The sequence below is a fragment of the Telluria sp. LT2P80 genome, assembly GCF_059685955.1.
Genome location: NZ_JCASIO010000007.1, coordinates 294099 through 317468 on the forward strand (window position 1 = coordinate 294099; position 23370 = coordinate 317468).

General features: G+C 64.2%; 18 protein-coding genes. 5 read left to right on the top strand and 13 right to left on the bottom strand.

All coding sequences use genetic code 11. From position 1 onward, the window contains the following. Positions 1-4: 4 nt before the first annotated feature. The 6 genes from AC56LW_RS18765 to queA all read right to left on the bottom strand — a co-directional run bounded on the left by AC56LW_RS18765 (position 5) and on the right by queA (position 9879). On the bottom strand, positions 5-3742 hold the full coding sequence (locus AC56LW_RS18765; RefSeq protein WP_499636714.1) for a PAS domain-containing protein: 3738 nt from the start codon (positions 3740-3742) through the stop codon (positions 5-7). Positions 3743-4219: 477 nt separating this feature from the next. Next, entirely contained in the window at positions 4220-5242 is a 1023-nt protein-coding gene (secF, locus tag AC56LW_RS18770) for a protein translocase subunit SecF (protein WP_499636716.1), read from the bottom strand. Between the two features lie 16 nt (positions 5243-5258). Continuing rightward, positions 5259-7133: a protein translocase subunit SecD gene (gene secD, locus AC56LW_RS18775; RefSeq protein WP_499636718.1), complete on the bottom strand. Its 1875-nt coding sequence runs from the start codon at positions 7131-7133 to the stop codon at positions 5259-5261. A gap of 58 nt (positions 7134-7191) precedes the next feature. Continuing rightward, positions 7192-7524, bottom strand: a complete 333-nt coding sequence (gene yajC, locus AC56LW_RS18780; protein ID WP_183555984.1) for a preprotein translocase subunit YajC — start codon at positions 7522-7524, stop codon at positions 7192-7194. Between the two features lie 180 nt (positions 7525-7704). Beyond that, positions 7705-8844, bottom strand: coding sequence for a tRNA guanosine(34) transglycosylase Tgt (gene tgt, locus AC56LW_RS18785; RefSeq protein ID WP_499636720.1), 1140 nt, complete (start codon positions 8842-8844; stop codon positions 7705-7707). A 12-nt stretch (positions 8845-8856) separates the two neighbouring features. Beyond that, positions 8857-9879 (bottom strand): tRNA preQ1(34) S-adenosylmethionine ribosyltransferase-isomerase QueA, encoded by a 1023-nt coding sequence (gene queA / locus AC56LW_RS18790; RefSeq protein ID WP_499455896.1) that lies wholly within the window; start codon positions 9877-9879, stop codon positions 8857-8859. A 118-nt stretch (positions 9880-9997) separates the two neighbouring features. On the opposite strand from queA, the gene recG reads away from it, so the two are divergent. After that, complete coding sequence (gene recG / locus AC56LW_RS18795; protein ID WP_499636722.1) at positions 9998-12058, top strand: ATP-dependent DNA helicase RecG; 2061 nt, start codon at positions 9998-10000, stop codon at positions 12056-12058. Here the strand turns inward: recG and AC56LW_RS18800 are convergent. Continuing rightward, on the bottom strand, positions 12055-12789 hold the full coding sequence (locus AC56LW_RS18800) for an NYN domain-containing protein (protein ID WP_499636724.1): 735 nt from the start codon (positions 12787-12789) through the stop codon (positions 12055-12057). The genes recG and AC56LW_RS18800 overlap by 4 nt on opposite strands. Positions 12790-12998: 209 nt before the next feature. Here AC56LW_RS18800 and AC56LW_RS18805 point away from each other — a divergent pair, with 209 nt between their 5' ends. After that, a complete protein-coding gene (locus AC56LW_RS18805; RefSeq protein WP_499636726.1) occupies positions 12999-13757 on the top strand; it encodes a tetratricopeptide repeat protein in 759 nt (252 codons plus the stop codon). Between the two features lie 14 nt (positions 13758-13771). On the opposite strand, the gene AC56LW_RS18810 is transcribed toward AC56LW_RS18805, so the two are convergent. The 5 genes from AC56LW_RS18810 to pyrC are packed head-to-tail and all read right to left on the bottom strand — an operon-like array spanning position 13772 to position 17453. Then, entirely contained in the window at positions 13772-14167 is a 396-nt protein-coding gene (locus AC56LW_RS18810) for a 50S ribosome-binding protein YggL (RefSeq protein ID WP_499636727.1), read from the bottom strand. Between the two features lie 57 nt (positions 14168-14224). Continuing rightward, positions 14225-14581: a glyoxalase superfamily protein gene (locus AC56LW_RS18815; protein WP_499636729.1), complete on the bottom strand. Its 357-nt coding sequence runs from the start codon at positions 14579-14581 to the stop codon at positions 14225-14227. Continuing rightward, on the bottom strand, positions 14578-15579 hold the full coding sequence (locus tag AC56LW_RS18820) for a Gfo/Idh/MocA family protein (protein WP_499636731.1): 1002 nt from the start codon (positions 15577-15579) through the stop codon (positions 14578-14580). Before AC56LW_RS18820 ends, AC56LW_RS18815 begins: the two co-directional genes overlap by 4 nt. A 15-nt stretch (positions 15580-15594) precedes the next feature. Further along, positions 15595-16398 (bottom strand): DUF3025 domain-containing protein, encoded by an 804-nt coding sequence (locus AC56LW_RS18825; protein WP_499636733.1) that lies wholly within the window; start codon positions 16396-16398, stop codon positions 15595-15597. A gap of 5 nt (positions 16399-16403) precedes the next feature. Beyond that, the gene (pyrC, locus tag AC56LW_RS18830) at positions 16404-17453 is read right to left on the bottom strand and encodes a dihydroorotase (RefSeq protein WP_499636735.1); all 1050 of its coding nucleotides are present in this window, start codon (positions 17451-17453) and stop codon (positions 16404-16406) included. 252 nt (positions 17454-17705) lie between these two features. On the opposite strand from pyrC, the gene AC56LW_RS18835 reads away from it, so the two are divergent. From AC56LW_RS18835 to AC56LW_RS18845, 3 genes are all read left to right on the top strand, one after another. After that, on the top strand, positions 17706-18974 hold the full coding sequence (locus AC56LW_RS18835; RefSeq protein WP_258835965.1) for a dicarboxylate/amino acid:cation symporter: 1269 nt from the start codon (positions 17706-17708) through the stop codon (positions 18972-18974). Positions 18975-19055: 81 nt separating this feature from the next. Continuing rightward, the gene (locus AC56LW_RS18840; protein ID WP_499636736.1) at positions 19056-20339 is read left to right on the top strand and encodes a metal-dependent hydrolase family protein; all 1284 of its coding nucleotides are present in this window, start codon (positions 19056-19058) and stop codon (positions 20337-20339) included. Positions 20340-20370: 31 nt separating this feature from the next. Further along, the gene (locus AC56LW_RS18845) at positions 20371-21444 is read left to right on the top strand and encodes a type II asparaginase (RefSeq protein WP_499636738.1); all 1074 of its coding nucleotides are present in this window, start codon (positions 20371-20373) and stop codon (positions 21442-21444) included. On the opposite strand, the gene AC56LW_RS18850 is transcribed toward AC56LW_RS18845, so the two are convergent. Beyond that, positions 21445-23328 (bottom strand): ABCB family ABC transporter ATP-binding protein/permease, encoded by a 1884-nt coding sequence (locus AC56LW_RS18850; RefSeq protein WP_499636740.1) that lies wholly within the window; start codon positions 23326-23328, stop codon positions 21445-21447. Between the last annotated feature and the right edge of the window lie 42 nt (positions 23329-23370).

Here is a 23370-nt window from a genome sequence, read left to right on the forward strand (position 1 = left end):
TGCTTCAGGCCGGCGTGCGTAGCGCGGCAGCGCCGAACAGGTTCCCGATCGGCTCGGGTTTGTGCAGCAAGTACCCTTGTGCGTAGTCGATGCCGATCTCACGCACGCGTTCCAGCACTTTGGGCTGGTCGACGAACTCGGCAACCGTCTTGACCCCCACCACGCGGGCCACATCAACGAAACAGCGTACGGCGGCGGCGTCCAGCGGATCGTCGATCACGTCGCGGATGAAGCTGCCATCGATCTTCAGCAGATCGACCTTGAGCGTCTTCAGGTAACCGAACGACGACGCTCCGGCCCCGAAGTCATCGAGTGCGACCCTGACCCCCAGAGCGCGTACCTGTTCGATGAAGATCGCGGCATCGGCCATATTGGTGACGGCAGCGGTCTCCGTGATCTCCAGGCAGATGCAGCGGCAGACCGCACTCCCCGCTTCGGTCAATACGTCGATGGCATACCGGTGAAACGCGCGGTCGCCCACCGACTGGCCTGACAGGTTGATGCACAAGGTTTGCAGCGTACACAAATCGGCCATGTCCTGAATCTGCTGAACGGCGTGCGTCAGCACCCAGCGGTCGATGCGCGTGGCCATGTGGAAGCGCTCTGCAGCCGGCAGGAAGGCCCCCGGCAGAATCAGGCTGCCATCGTTGTCCAGCAGCCGGATCAGCACTTCCGCGTGAAGCCCCGTGGCACCCTCGCCAAGCGGGTCGATGCGCTGCACATAAAGCACAAACCGGCCTTCATCCAGCGCCTGCTCCAGCCGCGCGGCCCACTGCATTTCGCCATGACGTGTACGCATGGCCTGGTCGGTGTCGAACCAGACATGCACACGGTTGCGGCCCGCCTCCTTGGCGGCGTAGCACGAGGTGTCTGCCGCCTGCATGGCGGCGGCCGTGTTGGTCCAGCGGTTGTCCACCGGCACCAGCCCGATGCTGGTCCCGATACGGAAACGTCGGTCGTCGTGCACGAACCTGAACGCTTCCATGCGGTCGCAGATCTGCTGCGCCACACGCAGCGCCTGGTCGGCCATGCAGTGCTCGAGGATGACCGCGAATTCGTCGCCGCCCAGGCGAGCCAGCGTGTCACGCGCGCGCACGGCTTCGCGCAGCAGCTTGGCCACCTGCTGCAGGAGCTGGTCGCCCACCGAGTGGCCGCAGGCATCGTTCACAAGTTTGAACTGGTCTAGATCGATATACAGCAGGGCATGCTCGCTACGGTCCTCCTGCGCCTTGTCCAGGGTTCGGCGCAACCGGGTCTCGAACTCGGCCCGGTTGACCAGGCCCGTGAGGGCGTCGTGCGTGGCGCGGTAGCTCATCTCACCGGACAGTCGACGTTGCTCGGTCACGTCGTGAAAGACCAGCACGACGCCGAGCACATCGCCACTCGGGTTGCGGATCGGTGCAGCGGAATCCTCAATGCCGAACTCGTCGCCATTGCGCGAGATCAGCACGGTGTCCTTGGCCAGGCCCACGATCTTGCCCTGTGCCAGGCAGTTGGCCACAGGGCTCTCGGTGAGATTCCGGGTCTCTGCGTTGACGATATGAAAGACTTGGGTCAGTGGTCGCCCGAGTGCTTCACTGGACAGCCAGCCGGTCATGCGCTCGGCTACCGGGTTCAACCAGGTCACCCGGCTTTCGGCGTCGGTGGTGATCACGGCGTCGCCGATCGACTGCAGCGTCACGCGCAGGAGCTCATGCTGCTCGGCCAGCTGGTTGGCGAGCTCGCGCAGTGGCGTCACATCCCAACTCACGCCCACCATGTGCAGAGCCTGGCCCTCGGCATCACGCCTCACACTGCCAGCGGCACGAAGAAAATGCACGGAGCCGTCGTGCCAGATCACACGAAACTCGGAGCGCAAATCGGTACCGTTTTCCAGGGCCGACTTGAACTCCTGCCTGGCGCGGCTCTGATCGGCTGGGTGAAGGTGGCGAGCCCAGAGCTCGTAGCCGTCCGTACCCGATCCCTCCGGCAGGCCGTACAGCGCGTACATCAGGGCATCGCAAGTGAATACGCCTGTCTGTACGTTCAGCTCCCAGACCCCGATGCCACCGGTTTCGGTCGCCAGCACAATGCGTTGTTGAGCGGCATCGAGGGCCTGGCGGCTTTCCACGCGCTGGGTAATATCCTGAAACACCCCGAACAGCTGCACCGGTTTTCCGCCGTCGAACGTCGCATGGCCCACCACGCGCACCCAGATCCTGCGGCCGCTCTTCTGGATGAAAGGCAGTTCCAGGTCCCAGTCCGTACCGTCGGCCATGGCCTGCGCCACCGCGGCCTCGATGAGGGGACGGGCTTGCGGCGCATAGAAGTCGATTGCCTCGGCCAGCTGGGGCTGGTAATCGAGCTCCACGCCGTGGATGCGACAGGTCTGCTCGGACCAGTGAACGGTGCCGCTGGTGATGTCTACCTCCCAGCCCCCGACCTGTGCCAGGGCGCCGGTGCGGTTCAGCAGTTCCTCGCTCTTGCGCAACCGATCTTCCTGCGCCTTGCGCGCCGTGATATCCAGATGCGTGCCGAACATCCACTCGGGCTGGCCGTCTGCGGTGCTGGTCAGCACCTTGCCGCGGTCGAGCACCCAGACCCAGTGGCCGTCGCGGTGACGCATGCGCGCCTCGCATTCGTAGGTCGCCGTCTCACCCGCAAAGTGGGCTTGCAGCAGCGCAGCGGATCGTGCCATGTCCTCGGGGTGGGCCAGATCGGCCCAGGTCTGGATGGTGGTCGGGGAAAGCTCGTCCAGGGTGGCGCCCACAATCTCGGCCCAGCGCTCATTGAAGCGCGTCTCGCCGGTCTGGACGTTCCATTCCCAAGTGCCCGCGCCGGTGCCCTGAATGATCGCTGCCAGGCGCACGCGCTCGTCGTCGAGTGTCCGGCGCGACTGCAAGCGCTCGGTGATGTCTTCCACCGAACCCACGTAGCCCGTGACCTCGTCATCGCCATCCAGCAAGGCCCGCGCAACAGCGCGCACATGACGCACCGCGCCGTCGTGGTGGCGAACCCGGAACTCCATGTCGAATTCTTGCTTCAGCGGCGCCGCGCGCTCCCATTGGGCGAAAACGGCGGCCTTGTCGTCGGGGTGCAGCGCGTGGCTCCAGCCGTGGCCCAGCGCCTCGGCCTCGCTCAAACCGTAAATGGCTTGCCAGCGAGCATTGGTATAGGTGCAGGCGCCAGCCGCATCGGCGGCGAACATGCCTAACGGAGATGCCTCGCTGAGCGTGCGAAAGCGGGTTTCACTGGCCAGGAAACCCCGTGCCATGCGACGCGATTCCAGTGCCTGGACGACAGCGATCGACAACAGGCGCAGCGTTTCGCGCTGCGTCTCGCTCAGTCGGCGGGGCACCCGGTCGATCACGCATAGCGTGCCGACGTGGGCACCGTCGCTCAGGCGCAGCGTGGCGCCGGCGTAGAAGCGAATGTCTAGCGCGGTTGCAACCAGCGGATTATCGGCGAAGCGAGGGTCGGCCAGGGCATCAGGCACCTCAAAAATGCCGTCATCCAGAATCGCGTGAGCACAGAACGCCGCATCGCGGGGCAGCTCTGTCACCCCGGGCAAGCCAACATTGGCCTTGAACCATTGACGGTCGTGGTCGATCAGGCTGACCAGCGAGATCGGGACGCCGCACACCAGGGCAGCGATTGCCGCCAGGGCATCGAACTCACGTTCGGGCGCGGTGTCGAGGACGCCGAGCCGTTCGAGCGCCCGCAGGCGCTCAGGTTCGTCCAATGGCATCGGTGCAGTCAGCATAAGCGGGCTCGTTCAATGAAATCTCGCCGATTGTCTCACAGCGGCACATCGTCAAATGCCCGAGCTGGGCTGGAACTCCGTCCCATATCGGTGATTCGTCTCTTGAGCGCGTTTCGGTGCCCGGTAGCACAGCCGGGGTCAGGTCTGACATTCGGACACGATCTCAGCCGTGGCCACGTTCAATGGCGTCTCGCCCACGATTAGCATGGCCAAGTGCCAGCGCGTTCCGGCTGCCTGACTGTCGAGATCGTGTCCGAATGTCAGACCTGACCCCGCTTTTCTGTCGAGATCGTGTCCGAATGTCAGACCTGACCCCCGCTTTTTTGTAAGGAATGCGGGACAAAAAAAACCCGCGCCGTTGCCGGGGCGGGTGAAGTCCAAAACTAGGGATGTCCTGAAAGAGACAGTTCCACTATAAATACGGGCACATCGCGGCTCCGTGCGTTGACACACACAAAACCGCAATCGTGCAATCGGTCAGACGACGGCGCCGTCGGTGTCGTCTTTCTCTTTGACCGGCTTGATCAGGTCTTCACGCTTGACGCCCAGCCACATCGCCACGGCCGCGGCCACGAACACCGACGAGTAGATACCGAAGCAGATGCCGATGGCCAGCGCGATTGCGAAGTAGTGCAGCGCGTAGCCGCCGAAGAACAGCATCGACATGACCATCATCAGCGTCGAGCCGTGCGTGATGATCGTGCGCGAGATCGTGCTGGTGATCGCGTGGTCGATCACTTCCGGCACGCTCATGCGGCGCTGCTTGCGGAACATCTCGCGGATCCGGTCGAAGATGACGACCGACTCGTTGACCGAGTAGCCCAGCACCGCCAGCGTTGCCGCCAGCACCGTCAACGAGAATTCCCACTGGAAGAACGCGAAGAAGCCCAGGATGATGACCACGTCGTGCAGGTTGGCGACCACGGCGGCGACAGCGAATTTCCATTCGAAGCGGATCGCCAGGTAGACCACGATGCCCAGGATGACCATCAGCAGCGCGTTCAGGCCGTTCTGGGCCAGCTCCTCGCCGACCGACGGGCCGACGAACTGCACTTGCTGCAGGCTGATCAGCTCTTGCCCGCCTGGTGCGACGCAGCTGGTGCGGTTGAGCACTTCACCCTTGTCGGTCGTCGTTTGCGTCTGCTTGGTGGTGCCTTGCTCGTCGCGGCAGATGGCGTTGAACACAGCCGTCGAGCTGCTCGCCGCCGGCGCGCCTTCGACGATCGGCAGGCGCAGCATGATGTCCTGCGCGGTGCCGAAGCTGGCCACCTCAGGGTGCGAATAGCCCATGCCGCGCAGCGTGTTGCGGATCTTTTCCTGGTCCGCCGCCTTTGGATAGAGCAGCTCCATCACCGTGCCGCCCGTGAACTCCACCGAGAAGTTCAGGGGCTTGGTGATCAGGAAGAACACCGCCGCCACGAATGTGATCACCGAGATCGCATTGAGGACCAGCGCGTGGCGCATGAACGGGATGTCCCGTTTGATCTTGAAAAATTCCATTGTCGTATCCCGGTGCTTACTTCTTGTTAGGCGTCATGCCAGGCTGCCAGACCGTGCCGATCGAAATCTTCGTCAGCTTCTTCTGGCGGCCGTACCACAGGTTGGCGAAACCGCGCGCCACGACCACGGCCGAGAACATCGAGGTCAGGATGCCCAGGCAGTGGACCACGGCAAAGCCGCGCACTGGACCGGAACCGAAGATCAGCAGCGCCAGGCCGACGATCAGCGTGGTCACGTTGGAGTCGACGATGGTGTCCCAGGCATGCTTGGAACCGGCCGAAATCGCCGCCTGCGGCGTCGCGCCGGCACGCAGCTCTTCGCGGATACGTTCGTTCACCAGCACGTTCGAGTCAATTGCCACGCCCAGTGCCAGCGCGATTGCCGCGATACCCGGCAGGGTCAGGGTGATCTGCAGGATCGACAGCAGGGCCAGCAGGAACAGCACGTTGGCCGCCAGCGCCAGCGCTGAGAACACGCCGAACAGGTGGTAGTAGATGACCATGAAGATCGCGATCGCCACGAAGCCCCAGATGGTGGAATGCAGGCCGCGTTCGATGTTCTCGGCACCCAGTTGCGGGCCGATCACGCGTTCTTCGACGAATTCCATCGGTGCCGACAGCGCGCCCGAGCGCAGCAGCAGCGCCAATTCGTTGGCGTCCTGCGAGGTGCCCATATTGGTGATCTGGAAGGTCGAACCCAGTTCGCTCTGGATGGTCGGGGCCGACAACACGTTGTAGACGCCCTTTTCTTTCAGCAGGATCGCCATGCGCTTGCCGACGTTTTCACGCGTGGCCAGGCGGATGCGGCGGCCGCCGTCGCCGTTCAGGTCGAGCGAAACGGCAGGCTGCTGGTTCTGGTCGAAGCTGGCAGTGGCGCTCGAGATCGATTCGCCGGTCAGTATGATGTCGCGCGAGACGACGATCGGTGCACCGCGGCCTTCGGTGAACAGTTCGGAGTTCAGCGGAATCGCTGCCGACAGCTCGGTGCCCGGGGTCACGGTGGTGTCGACCATGCGCAGTTCGAGCGTGGCGGTGCGGCCGATGATGTCCTTGGCGCGGGCAACGTCCTGCACGCCTGGCAGCTGGACCACGATGCGGTCGGCGCCCTGCTGCTGGATGATCGGCTCGGTGGTGCCCAGTTCATTGATACGCTTGGACAGCGTCATGATGTTCTGCTTGATGCCGTCTTCGACCGAGCGCTTGATGGCTTCGGGCTTCAGGCTCACGACCAGCTTCATGTCGGCGCCATCGGCGGCGTCGGCAAAGGCCAGCTCGCTCGACTGCGCGGCCAGCACATTGCGCGCATTGCTGCGGGTGGCGGCATCGCGGAAGCGCACTTCGATGGTGTCGCGCACGCGCTCGATGCCGCTGTGGCGCACGTTCTTGTCACGCAGGTTGCTGCGCACGCTCGACTGCAGGGCCTTGACCTTGTTGTCGAGGACCGCCTTGGTGTCGACCTGCAGCAGGAAGTGCACGCCGCCGCGCAAGTCCAGGCCCAGGCTCATCGGCGCTGCGCCAATGGCCGTCATCCAGGCCGGGGTGTTCTTCACCAGGTTGACGGTGACGATGTAATCGGGATTGGCAGGGTCGCGGTTCAGTTCGCGCTCAAGAGCCAGCTTGGCCTTGAACTGCTCTTCGGTACCGGCGAAGCGCGCGCGCACCGAGGTGGTGTGGCCCGTGCCTTCGAGGGTGATACCGGTGGAAGGAATGCCGGCACGCTTGAGCGCATCCTCGACCACGGTGGTGGAGGCACTCGTGATATTCAGGGTAGAACGGCCTGATGTGACCTGCAACGCCGGCGTTTCGCCGAAGTAGTTCGGTGCCGTGTACAAGGCGCCCAGCAGCAGCGCAATGACGATCAGTAAGTATTTCCAGACGGGATAGCGATTCATAGTGTTCCGGCGTTCAGGTTAGGCAGTGCGGGTTGCCCCGCACGGCGCACAGCAGGGCTTACAGGGCTTTCAGCGTGCCTTTTGGCAGCAGCGTGGTCACCGAATTCTTTTGCACGGTGATTTCGGTGCCGACGGCAACTTCCAGCGTCACATAGGCTTCGGCCACTTTCGAAACACGGCCGACGATACCGCCGGCGGTCACGACTTCGTCGCCCTTGGCCAGTGCGTCCATCATGGCTTTCGCCTCTTTCTGGCGTTTCTGCTGAGGACGGATCATCAGGAAATACATGACCACGAACATCAGGATCAGCGGCAGGAAGGTCGTCAGGCTACCCATGATGCCGGCATCGGCGACAGGGGCAGTTTGCGCGTACGCGTTGGAAATGAACACAAGAGCTCCGATGGTGAAGTTAAAAAAATAAGCGGTGTATTCTAGCATCGGCCAGAAGCCGCAAACCATATCCGGCAGTATGTCGTCTTGCTTTCAGGTATTGCAAGACAAACCGGTCGATATTGCATGCAGCCCCAACCGTCAATACGGCAAGATCGGGGCTGCAGGGTAAGCAAGTGCTTACACGCCGCGCCCGCGGTCGGCCGCGAACTTGACGCGGAACGCCTGGAAGGCATCGGCGTCGATCGCGTCGCGCATTTCCTGCATCAGATTCAGGTAGTAATGCAGGTTGTGGATGGTGTTCAGGCGCGCGCCCAGGATCTCGTTCGAGCGGTGCAGGTGGTGCAGGTAGGCGCGCGAGAAATTCTGGCAGCAGTAGCAGGTGCAGCTCTCGTCGAGCGGCGCCATCTCTTCTTTATAGCGCGCATTCTTGATTTTGACGTCGCCAAAGCGCGTAAACAGCCAGCCGTTGCGGGCGTTCCGGGTCGGCATCACGCAGTCGAACATGTCGACGCCGTTGGCCACGCCATCGACCAGATCTTCCGGCGTGCCCACGCCCATCAGGTAATGCGGCTTGTTCTCGGGCAGGCGCGGGCCGACGTGGGCCAGGATCCGCTTCATGTCTTCCTTCGGCTCGCCGACCGACAGGCCGCCAATGGCCAGGCCCGGGAAGTTGATGTCTTCCAGGCCCGCGAGCGACTCGTCGCGCAGGTGCTCGTACATGCCGCCCTGGACGATGCCGAACAGCGCGTTCGGATTGCCGCCGGCATTGAACTCGTTCATCGAGCGCTGGGCCCAGCGCAGCGACATGCGCATCGATTTTGCCGCTTCTTCAGCGGTGGCCGGGCGGCCGTCGATTTCGTACGGTGTGCACTCGTCGAACTGCATCACGATGTCCGAGTTCAACGCGCGCTGGATCTGCATCGAGATCTCGGGCGACAGGAACAGTTTCGAGCCGTCGATCGGCGAGGCGAACTTGACGCCCTCTTCCGTGATCTTGCGCATCGCGCCCAGTGAAAACACCTGGAAGCCGCCCGAGTCGGTCAGGATCGGACCATCCCAGCCCATGAACTTGTGCAGGCCGCCGAACTTGTTCATCACGTCCACGCCCGGGCGCAGCCACAGGTGGAAGGTATTGCCCAGGATGATCTGCGAGCCGACGTCCTTCAGTTCGATCGGGTCCATCGCCTTGACCGAGCCGTAGGTACCGACCGGCATGAAGATCGGGGTTTCGATGGTGCCGTGGTTGAGCTTCAGGCGACCGCGGCGGGCGTGCGACAGGCCGCTGGTGTCTTTTTTGAGCAGGGTAAATTCGAGCATGTGTTCTCTGACTTATCGTGAGGTGGTGCTCAAGAGCATGGCGTCGCCATAGCTGAAGAAGCGGTATTCATTGGCGATCGCGTGCGCATAGGCAGCGCGGATCGGCGCGTAGCCGGCAAAGGCCGACACCAGCATCAGGAGCGTCGACTTGGGCAGGTGGAAGTTGGTCACCAGGCGCGTGACAGTTTTAAAGGTGTAGCCGGGCGTGATGAACAGGGCCGTGTCGGCGCTGCCAGCGACCAGCTCGCCGCTTTGCGACGCCGACTCCAGCGCGCGCAGGCTCGTCGTGCCGACGGCAATCACGTCGCGGCCTGCGGCTTTGGTGGCGCGCACCGCGTCCACCGTCTCTTGCGCGATCGTGTACCACTCGGTGTGCATCTTGTGTTCGCTGAGGTCTTCGACCCGCACCGGCTGGAAAGTGCCGGCGCCCACATGCAGCGTGACGTAGGCGAAGTTCACGCCTTTTGCAGCCAGGCGGTCGAGCAGCGGCTGGTCGAAGTGCAGGCCGGCCGTGGGTGCGGCCACGGCGCCCGGCTCTTTCGAGTACACCGTTTGATAGCGCTGTTCGTCGAATTCGTCAGCGGTGTGCTCGATGTACGGCGGCAGCGGCAGGCGGCCATGCGCTTCGATCAGGTCGAACACGTCGCCTTCAAAGTGCAGCGTGAAGAATTCGCCGGCGCGCTCGCCTGCCGTCACATCGAAAGCATCGGCCAGGCGGATGCGGTTACCCGGCTTGGGCGACTTCGACGCGCGGACCTGGGCCAGCACCGTGCGGTTGTCGAGCACGCGCTCGACCAGCACCTCGACCTGGCCGCCGGATTCCTTGACGCCGAAGAAGCGCGCCTTGAGCACGCGGGTGTTGTTCATCACGAGCAGGTCGCCCGCCTGCAATTGGTCGACGATGTCGGCGAACTGGCGGTCGATGATCTGGTCGCCATCGAGGTGCAGCAGGCGCGACGCGCTGCGGTCCGGCAGCGGCAATTGCGCAATGCGCTCGGGGGGCAGGTCGAAGTCGAAATCGGATAGCGAATACATGATGTTCAATTGGTTGGGCAAATCTCGGCAAATCAATGCTGCCAGCTTTACAATAGAGGCTTGAAGCGCATACGGCGAACCTTCTATTTTACGTCAGCAAGCGCCACTTTGCCGCAATATGCCCGCCCCTAAAACCACAACGCCCCCAAAAACGCTCGAAAGCAAGCTCGCCCGCCTCGGCCTGCGCACCGACATGGACCTGGTGCTGCACCTGCCGCTGCGCTACGAGGACGAGACCCAGATCATCACGATCCGGGATGCCTGCATGCGCGGCGGCCAGACCTGGCAGGTAGAAGGCATCGTGACCAAGAACGAGATCTCGTTCAAGCCGCGCCGCCAGTTGCTCGTCACGATCGCCGATGCATCGGGCGACCTGCTGCTGCGCTTCATGAATTTCTATGGCAGCCAGGTCAAGCAGATGGCCGAAGGCGTGCGCATCCGCGCGCGGGGCGAACTCAAACACGGCTTTTTTGGCGCCGAGATGGTCCACCCGGGCTACAAGGTCGTCAACGAAGGCGCGCCCCTGCCCGCCTCGCTCACGCCCGTGTACCCGGCCGGCGAAGGCCTGTCGCAAACGGTGCTGCGGCGCGCGATCGCCGACGCGATGAAGCGCATCGACTGGGCCGACACCGTGCCACCCGCGATCCGCAAGCGCATGGACCTGATGGACTTCGAGCCGGCCGTCAAGCTCCTGCACTACCCGCCGGCGGACGTCGACGAGCATGCGCTGATCGAGCGCTCGCACCCGGCCTGGGACCGCATGAAGTTCGACGAACTGCTGGCGCAGCAGTTGTCACTGAAACGCGCGCAGCGTGCGCGCCGCGAAAAAGGCGCGCCGCCACTGCGCGCGGTGGGCAAGCTGTCCGAAGGCTTCCTGGCCGGGCTGCCGTTCGCGCTGACCGGTGCGCAGCAGCGCGTGGTCGAAGAAATCCGCGCCGATCTGCGCGCCGGCTACCCGATGCAGCGCCTGCTGCAGGGTGACGTTGGCAGCGGCAAGACGGTGGTCTCGGCGCTGGCCGCCGCGCAGGCGATCGACAGCGGCTACCAGGCGGCCCTGATGGCGCCGACCGAGATCCTGGCCGAGCAGCACTTCCGCAAGATCGCCGCGTGGATGGAGCCCCTTGGCGTGAAGGTCGCGTGGCTGACCGGCAGCCTGAAGAAAAAGGACAAGGTCGCGTCGAACGCGTTGATCGAATCGGGCGAGGCGCACCTGGTGATCGGCACGCACGCGCTGATCCAGGACTCGGTGCAGTTCGCGAAACTGGGCCTGGTGATCGTCGACGAACAGCACCGCTTCGGCGTCGGCCAGCGCCTCACGCTGCGCAACAAGGGCAGCGACGGCCTGGTGCCGCACCAGCTGATGATGTCGGCCACGCCGATCCCGCGCACGCTGGCAATGACGTATTACGCCGACCTGGAAGTCTCGGTGATCGACGAACTGCCGCCGGGACGCAGCCCGATCGTCACGCGCGCCATCGACCAGAACCGCCGCGACGAAGTCGTCGAACGCGTGTACGCCGCGGCGCTCGAAGGCCGGCAGGTGTACTGGGTCTGCCCGCTGATCGAGGAATCCGAAGCGCTGCAATTGCAGACCGCAACCGAGACCTACGAAACGCTGGCCGAGTCGCTGCCCGACCTGCAAGTAGGCCTGGTGCATGGCCGCATGAAGCCGGCCGAGAAGCAGGAAGTGATGGACGCCTTCACGGCGGGCCAGGTGCATGTGCTGGTGGCGACGACCGTGATCGAGGTGGGCGTGGACGTGCCCAATGCGTCGCTGATGGTGATCGAGCATGCAGAGCGGTTCGGCCTGTCGCAGCTGCACCAGTTGCGCGGGCGCGTGGGCCGCGGTTCGGCGGCGTCGGTGTGCCTGCTGCTGTACCAGTCGCCGCTGGGCCAGGTGGCCAAGCAGCGCCTGTTGACGATGCGCGAAACGACGGACGGCTTCGAGATCGCGCGGCGCGATCTGGAGATTCGCGGGCCTGGTGAATTTCTGGGCGCGCGCCAGTCAGGACAGGCGATGCTGCGCTTTGCCGACCTGGAGATCGACCAGTGGATGGTCGACCGGGCGCGCGACGTGGCGCAATGGCTGCTCGATGGCGAGACGCCGGAAAAGATGGCGGTCGTCGATGCGCACCTGGCGCGCTGGCTGGGTGGGCGTGAAGAGTTCTTGAAGGTTTAGACGGCGCGCAGGGCGGCGGGCGGCGATGCGGGCGCCATGCTGACGGTGCAATGGCCACCCTCCGTCTGGTGCAATCGCAACTGGCTGCAAGCTTCGATCATCGTCCGCAGCTTGGCATGACCATGCGCTGCCGGAGAAAACCCGGGACTGGCTTGCCTCAGTTGGTTTCCAAGCTCGCTCAGCTTGACCGATCCATTGGGCGAGGCCTTTGCGACTTTGCGGACCGTCTTGACCAGGAGATTCCGCCAGTCGACGACGGTCTTCACGGCGTCCGCCGCAGCCGGTGGCGCTTCGACGACCGGTGCGGTCAGTACCGCCTCATGAAATGCGTCACAGGCACACCGCAAGGCCGCAGGCGTTTTCGCTTCACCACATACATGCACGCCGGCCCCGCGCTCCTGAAGCTTGCGGCACAAGCCGACAAAATCCGAGTCGCTCGTGACAATCACGAACTGGTTGGCGCGCCCGTCCAGCAGCATCTCGAGTGCGTCCAGCGCCAGCGCGATATCGGCCGTGTTCTTCCCGCCCACATACTGGAATTGCAGGCACGGCGCGAAGCCGTGGCGGATCAGCGCTTCCTGCCACTTGTTGGTCAGCGAAGCCGCGTTGCCGTAACCGCGCCGCAGCACCACACGCCCAAGGCTCGATGCATGTTGCATCGCCTGATCGAGCACGGCGCTCTGCGCATTTTCGCAATCGACCAGTACTGCGACATTCCGTTCTGCAGGCATGAGAATTCCTGTTAGGCAACAACTTAACTCTAGCAGGATATTGACGACGGGCGGGTGGGATTTCCCGTCTGGCCGCTTACCGTGTTGTACAAACGCACTGTGACAATCCGTTAGAAATTTGCTCCCTGTTTGCGGCTATCTTGGCTGAGTTGCAACGCCCTGCCCGGGGCAGATGCGCTTCTCACTTACCATTCAACACGGAACCTGGCATGCCTATCGTCGGACTCGGACTGCATTTTTTGATCGCGCTGTTCTTCGCGGTCCATGCGCTGCGCAACGGGCGCCAAATGTACTGGCTGCTGATCCTGTTTTCGTTCCCGGTCCTGGGCAGCCTTGCCTATTTCGTGGCCGAGTACCTGCCCGCGTCGCGCCTTCAGCGCCAGGGCCGCATCGCCACCCGCGCGCTGCAGAAAACCATCGATCCGGGGCGCGACGTGCGCGAAGCGCGGCGCGCGTTCGACCTGACCCCGACCGCCCACAACCAGATGCGCCTGGCCGCCGCGCTGCTGGGTGCGGGCCAGTCCGACGAAGCCGTGCAGCATTACGATGCGTGCCTGCGCGGGCCGTTCGCGGGCGATCCGGAAGTAGTGCTGGGCGCCGCGCGCGCCAATGCGGCGCATGGCCAGCCAGCGGCAGCGATTGCGCTGCTCGCGTCGCTGCAAGATCGGCAGCCGGGCTTTCGCGCCGATGAAGTCGGGCTGGCACTGGGCTGCGCATATGCCGCGAACAATCAGCAGCTTGAAGCCGGCGTGCAGTTCGAGTCAGTGGTGGAGCGCTTCGGCAGTATCGATGCGCGCGTCGAACTGGTGCTGTGGGCCATTGCCAACGGCAAGAATGATGTGATGCAGCGTGAGCTGCAAGAGATCGCGCACGCGCGCAAGCACATGGAAAAGCACACGCGGGACCTGCATCGCGACTTGTTCAGGCGGCTGGATGGGGCGATCGCGTCGACGCCACCAGCTGCCTGACTCGGAACATACCTTTATTGGGTACGATCATGCCCATATTGGGTTCCGCCGTGCCATCCATCGATCAATGCATGAACACGGACATCGGCCACCTCTGGCCGGGCACGTAACCACTGCTCGACGGCCTCGCGATCGTCTTCGCCCGGTGAGCCGCGTTCCAACGTCGTGATGACGCCAGATGTTGCGGTCAGAGGGAAGCGTCCGCCGAAACCGCCACCGAGCAAACCACGTCCCTCGAGAAATCCGAACAGGCCATCGGTAAAGCCGTAGTAGGACTCGACATCGATCGGCTCACTGAACGTCAGCTCGACATCGAAGACATACTCCGTAAATTCGCCAAGGCGCAGCTTCTTGCGTTGACGTTGATTGAGGCGCCGTACACGGGCGGTCGAGCGGGCATCGCGTTTCATGGTGTCCTTGTTGTTCTCGGTGTTATCCGAACCGCCGGTGGCGGTTCGATCGTGTCGTCAGCATGCGAACGTGAGCCGGTTCCCGAACGGATCCTTGATGCTCAATTCACGTGAGCCCCATGGCGTATCCTCGATCTCCGGCCTTGCGTAGCCATATTGTCTGGCCGTCAGCCCGGCATGCAGCGCATCGATATCGTCAACGGCGATCCGCAGCGCCGCACCAGGACAGCAATCGCCATGATGTTCGCTCAGGTGCAGCACGCACCCGTCACGCGCAACCTGCAGGTACAGCGGCAGGTCGGGCGCGAAGCGATGCTCCCAGTCGACCTTGAAGCCGAGGTAGTCGACATAGAACTGCCTGGCCTTGGCTTCATCGAAGATACGCAGGATCGGCGTGACGGCGCCAAGCATCATGCTGGCGGGCGTACGCGGTCTGCCTCGTAACGCAAGCCGATCTGCCGGCGGATCTCGTCCATCACGCCCATCAGCGCCAGCGTTTCGCGCTGCGTCATCACCGGGCTTTCCAGCAAACCGGCTTGCCAGCAGCGCTGCGCCTCGATCGCTTCGTGCACGTAGCCGTTGCCGAGATACGGCGTGTCGATCGTGCGCGAGGTGCCGTCGTCGAGCATGACCGTGACCGAGGTCGCGCAGTGAAAGCGCGTGTTCATCCGCACATGGCCACGCTCGCCCGCCACCGTCAGTTCGGCCGGCGTGCGCGCCAGCAGCGAGCAGCTGCAGACCGACATGCCGCCGCCTTCGTGCTTGAGCGTGAAGCCCGTCTGCACGTCGACGCCGGTCGGGCCCATCTCGGCCTGGGCGCGGATTTCCGTCACCGGGCCAAGCAGGCCCGCAGCGATCGACAGCGGATAAATGCCCAGGTCGAGCAGCGCGCCGCCGCCCAGCTCGGGATTGAAGACGCGGTGCTCGGGGCCGAACGTGGCGGCGAACCCGAAGTCGGCCACTACCTGGCGCGGCGTGCCGATTTCGCCGGACGCCAGGATGCGCTGGACTTCCTGGTAGGCCGGCAGGTAGCGCGTCCACATCGCCTCCATCAGGAACAGGCGCTTCGTGCGTGCCAGCGTGACAACCTGCTCGGCTTCGCGCAGGTTCATCGTAAACGGCTTTTCGCACAGGACGCCCTTGCCGGCGCGCAGGGCCATCAACGCATTCTCGACGTGCTGCGGGTGCGGCGTGCCGATGTAGACCAGGTCGATGTCCGGGTTCGCAGTCAGGGCCTCGTACGAGCCGTAGCTGGCCAGCGCGCCGAATTCACGGCCGAACTTGTCGGCCGTTTCCTGGCTGCGTGACGCCACGCCGGCCAGCACCGCGCCCGGCACATCCTTGAGTGCAGTGGCAAAAGCATGGGCAATCTTGCCCGTGCCGAGGATTCCCCAACGTACCGCTTCAGCCATGCACATTCTCCTTGGTTAGTCCGTCCGGCGTGGACGGAACACGGTGGTATCACGATAAAAATCGGCGTCCTGCCCCGGCCACCAGCCCGGCACGCCCAGCACCTGCAGCGGTGTGAAGCCCGCTGCGGCGCCATTGCTCGCCAGGCCTTCGCCCGCCAGTGCCGCGGCCACCTCGCGGTCGATCCAGGCGCGGCGCGCAGCCGGCGCGAGTAGAAAGTAAGCGTCGTCCACGAACACGACGCGCGTGTGCGCCGTGATCGCCTTGCGCGGCGTGACCAGCTTTTCCATCAGCGCGTGGCCGAACAGCCAGACCTCGGCGTCGCGGCCGAACAGGGCGCGCCCGTCGTACAGCGCTTGAAGCCAGCGGTGCGCGCGCAGGTCGTCGACCAATGCACGCCCAGCGGCATCGTCGCGCACCACCAACAGCGCCGCGTTCTCGTCGAAGATCGTGGCGGCGTCGCGCGCCGGTCCACGCGACTTGCCCACGCCGGCCTGCGCGATCTGCGCCGCCTGCAGCGTGTTCAGGGCGCGTTTGATACCCGGGAACGTCTGCCACACCAGCGCATTGAAAAAGTCGTGCAGATTGTCGCGCGTGGGCACCTGCCCCGTCGCGCCAATGAATGCCTCGTACGCCATGCCGTCGGGCAGGCTCGCTTGCGGCACGAAGCACAGCGGCTGGCCGGCGCCGTTGCGCAGGTCCAGCGCGCGCGCCGCGACATTGAAGGCGTCGATGAAGCCATCGGGCGGCGGCGCGGCGCGCTCGAAGGCCGGACGCACCGTGTCGTACCACGGCTGCGCCCAGTCGATCGGCGGCAGCATCGGTGTTACAGCATCTTCCAGTTGATGGTCTCGCCCGCATTGAGCGGTACCAGCTGGTGCTCGGCCATCGGCACCGAGTCGGGCAGGACCCAGGCTTCGCGCTTGAGCGTGATCGTGCCCTCGTTGCGCGGCAGGTTGTAGAACGCCGGGCCGTTGAAGCTGGCGAACGCCTCCAGCTGGTCGAGCGCGCCGGCCTGGGCGAAGGCTTCGGTATACATCTCCATCGCGTGCAGCGCCGTGTAGCAGCCCGCGCAGCCGCAGGCGGCGTACTTGGTGTGCACCGCGTGCGGGGCCGAGTCGGTACCCAGGAAAAAGCGCTCGTCGCCGCTGGTGGCGGCGGTGACCAGCGCCAGGCGGTGTTCTTCGCGCTTGAGCACCGGCAGGCAGTAGAAGTCCGGGCGGATGCCACCCTTGAACAGCTCATTGCGGTTGTACAGCAGGTGGTGCGCGGTGATGGTGGCGGCGATCGGGCCTTCGGCTTCGGCCACGTACTGGGCCGCATCCTTGGTGGTGATGTGCTCGAATACGACCGGCAGGGCCGGCATGTCGCGGCGCAGCGGGCGCATGACGCGCTCGATGAACACGGCTTCGCGGTCGAACAGGTCGATGTCGCTATTGGTGACTTCGCCGTGTACCAGCAGCGGCATGCCGATTTCCTGCATCACTTCGAGCGTCTTGTAGCACTTGGTCAGGTCGGTCACGCCGGCATCGGAATTGGTCGTGGCGCCGGCCGGGTACAGCTTGACGGCGTGGATGAAGCCCGTGTCCTGCGCGCGGCGGATCTCGTCCGGGTTGGTGTTGTCGGTCAGGTACAGCGTCATCAGGGGCTCGAACTGCACGCCCTCGGGCAGCGCAGCCAGGATCCGGGCGCGGTAGTCCAGCGCCATCGCGGTCGTGGTGACGGGCGGGCGCAGGTTCGGCATCACGATCGCACGCGCGAACTGGCGCGCGCTGTGCGGCAGCACGCTGGCCATGGCCGCGCCGTCGCGCAGGTGCAGGTGCCAGTCGTCTGGACGGGTGATGGTGATGGTGTCGGGGATTTCGATGGTGGACATGGCGGCTCTCGGAAAACGGATGGCGTATTTTACCTGTGCCGGGGCGCCGTGGATCACCGCGCAACGCGGGCAATGACGCACGCGACGGCATGCTTGACAGCACCAACAGCGGCTAGGATACTGCGGAACTTGCCATAATCTTCAGAATCAACTGGTCTTTCGGTCCTCGACAGCCAGCCACTGCCCGAACAATTCACCAGCGACAGCGCCGTTGCCGCGGGTGTCGCACAGGTCCCAAAGACAGGAAGCTTTATGAACAATCGAAACCGCCTGACCACTTTTATTCTGATCGCGCTGGTGATCGGTATTCTGGTCGGCTATCTGGTCAACACCAACACGGACACGGCTGGCGCGCAAAGCTTCGCCGACACGATGTCGTTGATCACGACGCTGTTCCTTCGCCTGATCAAGATGATCATCGCGCCGCTGGTGTTTGCCACCCTGGTGGTCGGCATTGCCAAGATGGGCGATGCCAAGGAAGTCGGCCGCATCGGCGTCAAGGCGCTGGGCTGGTTCTTCATCGCCTCGCTCATCTCGCTGTCGCTGGGCCTGATCCTGGTGAACCTGTTCCGTCCCGGTGACGCGCTGTTCGCTGCCGGCATGATGCCGCCAGTGGGCACGGATGCGGGCATTACCACCACCGGCCTGACGATGAAGGACTTCATCACCCACCTGGTGCCAACCTCGATTGTCGACGGCATGGCCCGCAACGAGATCCTGCAGATCGTCGTGTTCTCGGTGTTCTTCGGCACCGCTGCCGCTGCCGTCGGCGCGCGCGCCACGCCGATGATCGACGCCATTGACGGCGTCGCCCACGTCATGCTCAAGCTGACCGGCTACGTGATGAACTTCGCACCGATCGCGGTGCTGGCCGCCGTCTCGGGCATCATCGCCAAGAGCGGCCTGGGCGTGCTGTCGACGTACGGCGTCTTCATGGCCCAGTTCTACTTCGGCATTGCGCTGCTGTGGGTGGTGTTGATCGGCATTGGGATGATCTTCGTCGGCCCGCGTATCCTGCGCCTGATCGCCGAACTGCGCGGCCCGACCCTGCTGGCCTTCTCGACCGCATCGTCCGAAGCGGCGTTCCCGAAGACCCTGGAAGGCCTGGAGCGTTTCGGCGTCAAGAACCGCCTGGCCTCGTTCGTGCTGCCAATCGGTTACTCGTTCAACCTCGATGGCTCGATGATGTACTGCACTTTCGCCGCCGTCTTCATCGCCCAGGCCTACGGCATCGAGCTGTCGATGAGCACCCAGATCACGATGATGCTGGTGCTGATGCTGACCTCCAAGGGCATGGCCGGCGTGCCGCGCGCGTCGCTGGTCGTGATCGCCGCCACGCTGAACCAGTTCGACATCCCGGAAGCCGGCCTGCTGCTGCTGCTGGCGATCGACCACTTCCTGGACATGGCCCGCTCGGCCACCAACGTCATCGGCAACGGCATCGCCACCGCCGTCGTGGCCAAGTGGGAGGGCGAGCTCGGGGAACCGAACGCCGAACCCGCCATTTCACCACTGCGCTAGGCGCGGCGGGCATTGCCTGACACCGGAAGGCCTTCCAGCGATGGAGGGCCTTTTTTTCATGAAAATAACGAGGGACGAACGATGAAAACCATACTGGCCGCCGGCATGCTGCTGGCCTTGAACAGCGCGTACGCCGCCACCCAGACAGTCGATTGCGGCCGCTTGCTGGACGTGCAGCAAGGCACCTGGCGCGAACGCGTCAGCATCGTCATCGAGAATGGCAGCATTGTCTCGGTCGGCCCCATGACCGGCGCCGCCGGCAACATCGACCTGTCACGCCACGCCTGCCTGCCCGGCCTGATCGACATGCACGTGCACCTGACCAGCGAAACCCAGCCGGCGGTCGACGCCTACCGCGACCGCCTCACCGCCAACCCGGCCGACATGGCCTACCGTTCGATCAAGTTTGCCGAGCGCACGCTGATGGCAGGCTTCACGACGGTGCGCGACCTGGGCGCAGCCGATGACCTGAACATCGCGCTCAAGCGCGCGATCGCCGCCGGCGACGTACCGGGCCCGCGCATGTTCACGGCCGGTAAATCGCTGGCCACCACGGGCGGCCATGCCGATCCGACCAACAATCTGTCGCACTTTTTGAACGAGAAGATCGGCACGCCCGGCCCGGTCGAGGGTGTGCTCAACAGCCCTGAGGAGGCGCGCCAGGCCGTGCGCCAGCGCTACAAGGATGGTGCGGACCTGATCAAGGTGACGGCCACCGGCGGTGTGCTGAGCCAAGCCGCCAGCGGCCAGAACTCGCAGTACACCGAGGACGAACTGCGCGCCGTGGTCACGACCGCGAAGGATTACGGTTTTCGCGTGGCGGCCCACGCCCACGGCGCGGAAGGCATGAAGCGCGCGCTGCGCGCCGGCGTCGACTCGATCGAACATGGCACGCTGATGGACGACGAAGTCATCACGCTCTTCAAGAAGACCGGCGGCTGGTACGTGCCGACCATCTCGGCCGGCCGCTACGTGGCGGACAAGGCCAAGGTGCCGAATTACTACTCGGCGCTGGTGCAGCCCAAGGCGGCGGCGATCGGGCCGCAGCTGCAGGCCACGTTCGCCCGCGCCCACAAGGCCGGCGTAAAGATCGCGTTCGGCACCGATGCCGGCGTGTTCCCGCATGGCGAGAATGCGAAGGAATTCGGCTACATGGTCGAAGCCGGCATGACACCGATCGACGCAATCCGCGCCGCGACCGTCAATGCGGCCGTGCTGCTGGATCAACCCAAGCGCCTGGGCGCGATCGCGCCGGGGTTCGCGGCCGACATCATCGCAGTTGAGGGCGACCCGCTCAAGGACGTCAAACTACTCGAGCAGGTCAAGTTCGTGATGAAGGATGGCGTCGTCTTTAAAAAGCTGTAAGCTGCCGGGTTTATAAAACCCGGAGACCTTCATGCTGTTCCCGCGCTCTGCCCACGCCGCCCTGTGCGGCGTTCTTTTTCTGTTTGCGGCCGCCGTCCAGGCCCAGACCGCCAAGCTGCCGAACGTGACGATCCTCGCCACCGGCGGCACCATCGCCGGGACGGGCGCCAGCAGCACGACCACGGTCGGCTATACCGCTGCCACCGTCGGCGTGCAATCGCTGATCGCAGCCGTGCCCGAGATCGCGAAGGTGGCCAACGTCACCGGCGAACAGGTATTCCAGATCGCCAGTGAAAACATCAGCGATGCGCAGTGGCTGCAACTGGCCAAGCGCGTCAACGTGCTGCTGGCGCAAAGCAGCGTCGATGGCATCGTCATCACGCACGGCACCGACACGCTGGAAGAGACGGCATACTTTTTGAACCTGGTCGTCAAGAGCAGGAAGCCGGTGGTGGTGGTCGGCTCGATGCGGCCGTCAACGGCGCTGTCGGCCGACGGCCCGATCAACCTGTACAACGCGGTGCGCCTGGCGGGCACGCCTGACGCGACGGGGCGCGGCGTGCTGGTGGCGATGAATGACCAGATCCATGCGGCGCGTGACGTCACCAAGGCCAATACGACGACGGCGGACACCTTCCGCACGACCGAGCTGGGCATGGTCGGCTACATCCAGGGCGGCAAGCCGTTCTTTTATCGCGACGTGACGCGCAAGCACACGGTCGATACCGAGTTCGATCTAGCCAAACTCGATGCGCTGCCGCAGGTGGACGTGGCGTACGCGTATGCGAACGTGGGCGATGTGGCGGTCAATGCGCTGGTGGCAGCCGGCGCCAAGGGGCTGGTGCATGCGGGTGTCGGCAACGGCAGCCTGCCTGCCAAAACCAAACCGGCGCTGGTGGCTGCACGTGCCAAGGGCGTCATCGTGGTGCGCGCGAGCCGCGTGGGACAGGGCATCGTGGCGCGCAATGGCGAAGCCAATGATGATCAGCTGGACTTCGTGGTGGCCGATACGCTCAGTCCCCAGAAGGCACGTATCCTGCTGATGCTGGCGCTGACCAGAACGACCAGCACCAGCGAAATCCAGCGGATGTTCTACACGTATTGATTACGCGCCGGATACCGTAGGGTGGACGGTTGCGCCGTCCACGCGTTCAAACGCTTCCGGCACCAGCGGCGGCGAGGCCACATCCTCGTCAGGCCGCGCCAGCTGCCGGTCCCACATCTGCGCATACAGGCCGCGCGCCGCCAGCAGCGAACCATGTGTGCCGCGCTCGACGATCTTGCCGTGATCGAGCACGATGATCTGCTGCGCATCGGCGATCGTCGAGAGGCGGTGCGCAATCACCAGCGTCGTGCGGTTCTTCGCGATCTCTTTCAACTGCGCCTGGATTGCCTGCTCGGCGCGTGAGTCGAGCGCCGACGTTGCTTCATCGAAGATCAGCAGCGCCGGGTCTTTCAGCAGCGTGCGCGCGATCGCCACGCGCTGCTTCTCGCCACCGGACAGTTTCAGGCCCCGCTCACCCACCATGCTTTGATAGCCATCCGGCAGGCTTTCGATGAAGTCGTGGATCGACGCCGCGCGCGCAGCCGCCACGATGTCGTCGCGGCTGGCGCCGGGCCGGCCATACGCGATGTTGTATTCGATCGTGTCGTTGAACAGCACTGTATCTTGCGGGACGATGCCGATTGCCGCGCGCAGCGACGACTGGGTGATGTCGCGCAGGTCCTGGCCATCGATCCTGATTGCACCGCCGTTCACGTCATAGAAGCGAAACAGCAGGCGTGACAGCGTGGACTTGCCCGAGCCGCTGTGGCCCACCACCGCCGTCGTGGTGCCGGCGGCGATGGTGAAGTCGACATCGAACAGGATCTGGCGCTTGGTCTCGTAGCTGAATTCCACGTGCGAGAACTCGACCTGCGCGCCCTTGATATCCAGCGGCAGCGCCTTGGGGCCGTCGGCCACTTCGCGGTTCTGGTCGAGCAGGCCAAACAGGCGCTCCATGTCGGCCAGGCTTTGCTTGATCTCGCGGTAGATCACGCCCAGGAAGTTCAGCGGCATGTACAGCTGGATCATGAAGGTATTGACCAGCACCAGGTCGCCCAGGCTCATGGTGCCGTTGATGACGCCCTGCGTGGCGCGCCACAGGATCAGCGTGACGGCAGTCGCGATGATCAGCGACTGGCCCGTGTTCAGGACCGACAGCGACGTCTGCGAGCGCACGCCGGCGTTCTCGTAGTTCTTCAGGCCCTCGTCATAGCGTTTGGCTTCGTAGTCTTCGTTGCCGAAGTATTTCACCGTTTCGTAATTGAGCAGCGAGTCAATCGCCTTGGTACTGGCTTTCGATTCGAGATCGTTCATCGTGCGCCGGAAGTGCGTGCGCCATTCGGTGACCACCACGGTAAAGGTGATGTACGAGGCCAGCGCCACGGCGGTGATGATGCTGAACCAGATGTCGTAGTTCAGTATCAGGTAACCCAGTACCAGCGTGATCTCGACCAGCGTCGGCAGGATGTTGAAGAGCGAGTACGAGATCAGCGAGTTCACGCCGCGCGTGCCGCGCTCGATGTCGCGCGTCATGCCGCCCGTCTGCCGGTTCAGGTGAAAGCGCAGCGACAGCGCATGCAGGTGACGGAACACGCGCAGCGCGATCGTGCGCACGGCGCGCTGCGTCACGCGCGCGAACAGAAATTCACGCAGCTCGGTGAAGACAGTCATCGACAGCCGCAGCAAACCGTAGGCGATCAGCACGCCAACGGGCAGCACCATCAGTGCGTGCGGATGCGCGGGATCGATGGCCAGGCCGTCGATCAGCCGCTTGAGCACCAGCGGCACGCCGACGTTGGCCATCTTGGCCGCGACCAGTGCGCCCATGGCGGCCAGCACGCGCCACTTGTAGACCCACAGGTACGGGAACAAGGTCTTGAGCGTTGCCCAGTCGTTGCGGGGAATGCCGGTAGGGTCCGGCGGAAGTGAGGTATTGCGGCGCATGGGGAGACTTTTGTGGTTCAATTCGGGTCGATTGTAGCTTTT

Bases quoted from the DNA above. Each gene is read 5' to 3' on its own strand.
- AC56LW_RS18810 (WP_499636727.1), bottom strand. From the start codon at position 14,167: ATGAAACGCGATGCCCGCTCGACCGCCCGTGTACGGCGCCTCAATCAA.
- secD (WP_499636718.1), bottom strand. From the start codon at position 7,133: ATGAATCGCTATCCCGTCTGGAAATACTTACTGATCGTCATTGCGCTG.
- recG (WP_499636722.1), top strand. From the start codon at position 9,998: ATGCCCGCCCCTAAAACCACAACGCCCCCAAAAACGCTCGAAAGCAAG.
- secF (WP_499636716.1), bottom strand. From the start codon at position 5,242: ATGGAATTTTTCAAGATCAAACGGGACATCCCGTTCATGCGCCACGCG.
- AC56LW_RS18820 (WP_499636731.1), bottom strand. From the start codon at position 15,579: ATGGCTGAAGCGGTACGTTGGGGAATCCTCGGCACGGGCAAGATTGCC.
- AC56LW_RS18805 (WP_499636726.1), top strand. From the start codon at position 12,999: ATGCCTATCGTCGGACTCGGACTGCATTTTTTGATCGCGCTGTTCTTC.
- AC56LW_RS18825 (WP_499636733.1), bottom strand. From the start codon at position 16,398: ATGCTGCCGCCGATCGACTGGGCGCAGCCGTGGTACGACACGGTGCGT.
- queA (WP_499455896.1), bottom strand. From the start codon at position 9,879: ATGTATTCGCTATCCGATTTCGACTTCGACCTGCCCCCCGAGCGCATT.
- pyrC (WP_499636735.1), bottom strand. From the start codon at position 17,453: ATGTCCACCATCGAAATCCCCGACACCATCACCATCACCCGTCCAGAC.
- AC56LW_RS18765 (WP_499636714.1), bottom strand. From the start codon at position 3,742: ATGCTGACTGCACCGATGCCATTGGACGAACCTGAGCGCCTGCGGGCG.
- tgt (WP_499636720.1), bottom strand. From the start codon at position 8,844: ATGCTCGAATTTACCCTGCTCAAAAAAGACACCAGCGGCCTGTCGCAC.
- AC56LW_RS18845 (WP_499636738.1), top strand. From the start codon at position 20,371: ATGCTGTTCCCGCGCTCTGCCCACGCCGCCCTGTGCGGCGTTCTTTTT.
- AC56LW_RS18835 (WP_258835965.1), top strand. From the start codon at position 17,706: ATGAACAATCGAAACCGCCTGACCACTTTTATTCTGATCGCGCTGGTG.
- AC56LW_RS18850 (WP_499636740.1), bottom strand. From the start codon at position 23,328: ATGCGCCGCAATACCTCACTTCCGCCGGACCCTACCGGCATTCCCCGC.
- AC56LW_RS18800 (WP_499636724.1), bottom strand. From the start codon at position 12,789: ATGCCTGCAGAACGGAATGTCGCAGTACTGGTCGATTGCGAAAATGCG.
- AC56LW_RS18840 (WP_499636736.1), top strand. From the start codon at position 19,056: ATGAAAACCATACTGGCCGCCGGCATGCTGCTGGCCTTGAACAGCGCG.
- AC56LW_RS18815 (WP_499636729.1), bottom strand. From the start codon at position 14,581: ATGATGCTTGGCGCCGTCACGCCGATCCTGCGTATCTTCGATGAAGCC.